The organism is Pannonibacter sp. Q-1 (genome assembly GCF_054073275.1).
Genome location: NZ_JBSXNB010000019.1, coordinates 1 through 4,024, shown reverse-complemented (window position 1 = coordinate 4,024; position 4,024 = coordinate 1). Strand labels below are relative to the sequence as shown.

General features: G+C 57.9%; 7 protein-coding genes. 2 read left to right on the top strand and 5 right to left on the bottom strand.

All coding sequences use genetic code 11. The features are described from left to right. Positions 1-210 precede the first annotated feature (210 nt). Both ACVNHC_RS24410 and ACVNHC_RS24405 read right to left on the bottom strand, forming a co-directional pair. On the bottom strand, positions 211-492 hold the full coding sequence (locus tag ACVNHC_RS24410; RefSeq protein ID WP_457169885.1) for a type II toxin-antitoxin system RelE/ParE family toxin: 282 nt from the start codon (positions 490-492) through the stop codon (positions 211-213). Further along, positions 479-742 carry a type II toxin-antitoxin system RelB/DinJ family antitoxin gene (locus tag ACVNHC_RS24405; protein ID WP_457169884.1) on the bottom strand — a complete coding sequence of 88 codons (264 nt, stop codon included), beginning with the start codon at positions 740-742 and terminating at the stop codon, positions 479-481. The genes ACVNHC_RS24410 and ACVNHC_RS24405 overlap by 14 nt, the downstream gene beginning before the upstream one ends. Before the next feature lie 463 nt (positions 743-1,205). On the opposite strand from ACVNHC_RS24405, the gene ACVNHC_RS24400 reads away from it, so the two are divergent. Both ACVNHC_RS24400 and ACVNHC_RS24395 read left to right on the top strand, forming a co-directional pair. After that, positions 1,206-1,766 (top strand): hypothetical protein, encoded by a 561-nt coding sequence (locus ACVNHC_RS24400; RefSeq protein WP_457169883.1) that lies wholly within the window; start codon positions 1,206-1,208, stop codon positions 1,764-1,766. Next, positions 1,763-1,990, top strand: coding sequence for a hypothetical protein (locus ACVNHC_RS24395; RefSeq protein ID WP_457169882.1), 228 nt, complete (start codon positions 1,763-1,765; stop codon positions 1,988-1,990). Before ACVNHC_RS24400 ends, ACVNHC_RS24395 begins: the two co-directional genes overlap by 4 nt. Positions 1,991-2,143: 153 nt before the next feature. On the opposite strand, the gene ACVNHC_RS24390 is transcribed toward ACVNHC_RS24395, so the two are convergent. The 3 genes from ACVNHC_RS24390 to ACVNHC_RS24380 form a co-directional block, all read right to left on the bottom strand. Beyond that, complete coding sequence (locus ACVNHC_RS24390; protein ID WP_457169881.1) at positions 2,144-2,470, bottom strand: hypothetical protein; 327 nt, start codon at positions 2,468-2,470, stop codon at positions 2,144-2,146. 3 nt (positions 2,471-2,473) lie between these two features. Further along, complete coding sequence (locus ACVNHC_RS24385) at positions 2,474-2,989, bottom strand: hypothetical protein (protein ID WP_457169880.1); 516 nt, start codon at positions 2,987-2,989, stop codon at positions 2,474-2,476. 692 nt (positions 2,990-3,681) lie between these two features. After that, a partial coding sequence (locus ACVNHC_RS24380) for a plasmid mobilization protein (RefSeq protein ID WP_457169879.1) occupies positions 3,682-4,024 on the bottom strand: 343 nt, incomplete at its 5' end.

The window sequence follows — 4,024 nt, the reverse complement described above, 5'->3', positions numbered from 1 at the left end:
CGCCGTCCAGGTTGAATGCTCTTCGGTAGTGGTGCGAACCTTCAGCCACATGGCGGCTCCTTTGGGTGGGGTTTGAAGGGGAGGGCCACAGGCCATCCCCTCACCAGCCTCGCAGTGGATCACGCGGAGCGTGGCCACAAGAGTAGGCTGGCTTAGAACACAAAATAGGTCCCGAATAGGCGTACACCATTCAAGCGGCGTTCGCTATGGCTACAGATCGAGTTCTGAGTGTGAGCCGAGGCGGGCAAGGATCAAACGGTCATCGCCAACAAGCTGGTAGATCAATACGAGGTCCGGCTTCACATGGCAGTCGCGGTAGTCCTTCCAGTCTCCCGACAACGCATGATCTCGGTGGCGCGGCTCTAATGGCGTATCACTGGCGAGCGACTGGATGATCTTGCGTAGATCGGTGTCGAGAATGCCTCGGTGTTTGCCCTTGGCCTCGCGTTTGAAATCCCGCTTGAATGCGGTCGTGCGCTCAATCGTCCGCATGCAGATCAGCAAACAGCGCATCGACTGAATCAAAGCGCTTCAATCCACCGCGCTTGATCTCGGCAAAGGCTTCCAATGTCTCAGCATTCGGCTGGAACAGTGCGGCGGGTATCGCCCGGTCCTGTGCAATCCGCGTCATCAGGACCCTCACTACATCACTGACCGTCAGGCCTGACGCTTGAATGACCTGAGTAGCAACGTCCTGAATATCGCCCGGTACCCGAGCTTGCACCATGCGACTGGTAGCCATGATCAAACCTCAATGAAGTGTATTACACTGAAATACAGATAGTGTCGTGAGGTGGCCACGTCCACCATGAATAACTTCACGCCGGCTAGGCGTGTCCGTTTTTTTGCCGAAGGCAAAATTGAGTTCGCTGCGCTCACGCTTTTTCATGCTCCTCACGGAGTGCACTCACCACACAGTTGACCACAGGCCTGACGCTCGTTGGGGCGGCTCTGGCCTATGGACAACTGTGCACTGAGTGCACCCGTTCCGGGGCTGTTTAGATCATTAAGAAGGCCGAAAAATCCGATTCAATGATTTCAATAACTTAGGCGTCATCAAGTGTCGCTGGATTGCCTCACCCCCGGCAATAGCTATTGCCGGGGTCCGGCAATCAGGTTCCAGAAATTGGAAATCTAATTCCATTTTTTTTGTTGACGGATTGCCGGGGGTGAGGCATTCAATTTCCAAAAATTGGAAATGGACAATGCGGTCAAATCTTCCTGAAAAAGAAAACCGGATGCAGTGGGTCCAGACCGAGCGGGCAGCTCATGAGGCTTGGATGAAGCTGACCCGTGAATCGCCGCTCGCAGCGGCGGTAATGCACGCACTCGTCATGCAGATGGGTGAGCACAATGCTGTCGTGATCAGCCAAAAATCACTAGCCGCTCTGGTAGACGCTTCTGAGCGTGGCGTTAGAAACGCCATAGCCCTGCTGAACCGGCGGAACTGGATCGAAGTTCGCCAAATCGGCTCAACCGGTACAGTGAATGCCTACGTGGTCAACGATCGGGTGGCATGGACAGGTAAGCGCGACGGCATCCGCTTCAGTCTCTTCACTGCCAAAGTGATCGTTTCTGAGAGCGAGCAACCAGACCGCGACGCGCTCGGCAGACAAGAGCCGCTACAGCAAATCCCCGGCCTCTACCGTGGTGAACAGCAGCTGCCTACAGGTGACGGCCTGCCGCCGCCTGCTGAGCCTCCGTTGCCCGGCTTCGAGCCGGATTTACCCGCTCGCCAGCTTGATATTGAGGATTTCACGAAATGAGCGACAACAAGGCAATCGTCCAGGAGCTGAAGCAGATCAGCCAGCAGATCGGCCGGCTGGCCGACGAAGTGCATCACTTGAAGCACAGCATCGTTGCCATTCGCTCCCAAGGCGCTCTCGATCAACGAGAGGTTCTGCGGATCAGCTCGGCCATCCAGCGGATAGAGCGGCACCTGAACATCGAGTATTCAGACCCGATCAACGAGGGTGGCGTGACCTTCTGAAGAGCGCGGCTGTCCATAGCCCGAAGCACACACATAGCGTAGGGCTGTGGTCAGGCGTGCGGGCCGCAGGCTCGGCAGCAGCCTACCAGCCCGGCCCTGAAGGGCCGCTATCCCAGCCTCGGTCATGAGCGCGCTCTTTACGGCGGATGATCTTCATAGCCTTTTGAGCAATAGAGACATGTCCGATACGTATTCTTTCAATTGATCTGTTGATTTCTGTAATTCCGCGTTCAACTGATCCAATCTTGAGTTCAGTTTTTCCCACTCTAACCTGTTCGAATTCTCTATAGAGTTCTGTCTCTTTGCCAAAGCTACGAGAGATTTCTCTAATTCTGTCAATCGAATGGAGGTTTCTTGCTCTCTTTCGTCCAGATATCTCTTCAAGAATGATTTTAACTCGGCGGCTTCTGCCTCTGCACCAGTCTGCAACTCGCTGACGGATCGCAGCAATTCGCGCTCTAGCGGTGTCAACTGGTCCATGGCCTAGCTCCCCTTCTCGCTCAGCTTCAGGCACGACTTGCCGTCGCACGTGTATTTCGCTTGGTCTGCGGAGTCCGGCAGGACGAGAAACGTCCCGTTCGCGGCCCGCAAGATCCTCACGCCGCCTGTCTGGGCCATCAGATCCGATAGCGCGGCCTGTTCGTCGCTCACCTGCGCCCGGATCGTGTTCAACTCCTCCCACTGCGATTTTGCCAGCATCCAAAGACCAAGCGAGGACAGCAGCGCCAAGAGCAAGCTCGCCAGAAGGAGGCCCAACGCGGTCCAGAGCGGCCAGCGCAGCAGCCCGGCCAGCGTCCGCCGCGTGCTCTGCACCTGGGCGGCCATATCTGTCTGAATGGTGGCGAGCTCTGCTTTCGATCCGGCTAGACAGCTCACGGCGAGCGTCTTGAGCTCGTTCAAGATCTTCTGCTCTAGCGCCTGCCGTTCCTCGGCTATTTTCGCGTGCAACCTCTCTGCGAGCGGCGTCAACGGCGTGTGTGGAGGTCCATCCTTGTTCATAGATCGGTCCTTTCAGCCGAAACTTGTCCCCGCTCTCCGGATCAAGGGCGGTTACGTAGTCTTTTCCTTGCCTGTTGACCTCAAGACCGACCCCCAATAGGGCCTCAACGAGCGTAGCGCGGTCATAGACGGCACCAGCGTCGATTTGGGCCTCTAGGTAGCCATGGATAGCCTCGCGGCTTTGAAGGCGCTCTGAGGCCTGTTTGGGGCCATTCTGGAGCGATCTGGCGCGCTCAGGGTCATCAGGCCGCGCCCACCCGTTTTCATAGTTCAGCGCGTCCCTGAGTGGATCGTAGAGCCGTTGCCAGCCCGGCGGGGCGATGTTCAAGGCCTTGCCAGTGGTCAGCTCCATTCGCGGGGTCACGAAATGCAGCTCAACCCGCCCCCCGTCCGTGTGTTGATGGCGGACCCACAGAATGTCGTACTGATCGGGTTCAAGTCCTGCGAAGGCCGCGGCCTCAAACTCGTCCATCACCTGACACTGCTGGTCCTCGGTGGGTGCGTCCTCGATAGCGAAGGAGATTACCCCGGACGTGTACCGCCATTCACGGTCGATGCTGTCAATCAAGTCGCGGGTGCGGTCAGGGTCACCGCGCAAGACCACGGGTGGGGCAGGCTCCCGGCCCGTCAGGTCTGCGCGTGTAACGTACTCGACCGGCCCGCGACCGCTGCCCTGTCCACGTGCGAAGAACTTAATCAGCATTGGCGGCCTGCTCGAAGCGTGATCGGATTACCGCAAGCTCACGGTCAATCTCGATCAGGTGGGCAATCACGGCGGCGGCTTCTACACGGGAGCGGTCCCGGTTCGCCCAGCGTGCCAGCTGATTGAGGTTGTTTCCGATGTGCGCAAGCTGGCGCAGCAAGGCAGGATCGACAGCAGCACGATCCCGCCGCCGCATGCGAGTGCCGTCTAGAGCGTGGCGCACTAGATCGGAGAGTGTGAGCCCTGCCGAGTGAGCTTTCGCCGTCCAGGTTGAATGCTCTTCGGTAGTGGTGCGAACCTTCAGCCACATGGCGGCTCCTTTGGGTGGGGTT

What these genes read in the sequence shown, in the direction of transcription:
- ACVNHC_RS24410 (WP_457169885.1), bottom strand. Translation starts at nt 492, where the DNA reads ATGCGGACGATTGAGCGCACGACCGCATTCAAGCGGGATTTCAAACGC.
- ACVNHC_RS24405 (WP_457169884.1), bottom strand. Translation starts at nt 742, where the DNA reads ATGGCTACCAGTCGCATGGTGCAAGCTCGGGTACCGGGCGATATTCAG.
- ACVNHC_RS24395 (WP_457169882.1), top strand. Translation starts at nt 1,763, where the DNA reads ATGAGCGACAACAAGGCAATCGTCCAGGAGCTGAAGCAGATCAGCCAG.
- ACVNHC_RS24390 (WP_457169881.1), bottom strand. Translation starts at nt 2,470, where the DNA reads ATGGACCAGTTGACACCGCTAGAGCGCGAATTGCTGCGATCCGTCAGC.
- ACVNHC_RS24400 (WP_457169883.1), top strand. Translation starts at nt 1,206, where the DNA reads ATGCGGTCAAATCTTCCTGAAAAAGAAAACCGGATGCAGTGGGTCCAG.
- ACVNHC_RS24385 (WP_457169880.1), bottom strand. Translation starts at nt 2,989, where the DNA reads ATGAACAAGGATGGACCTCCACACACGCCGTTGACGCCGCTCGCAGAG.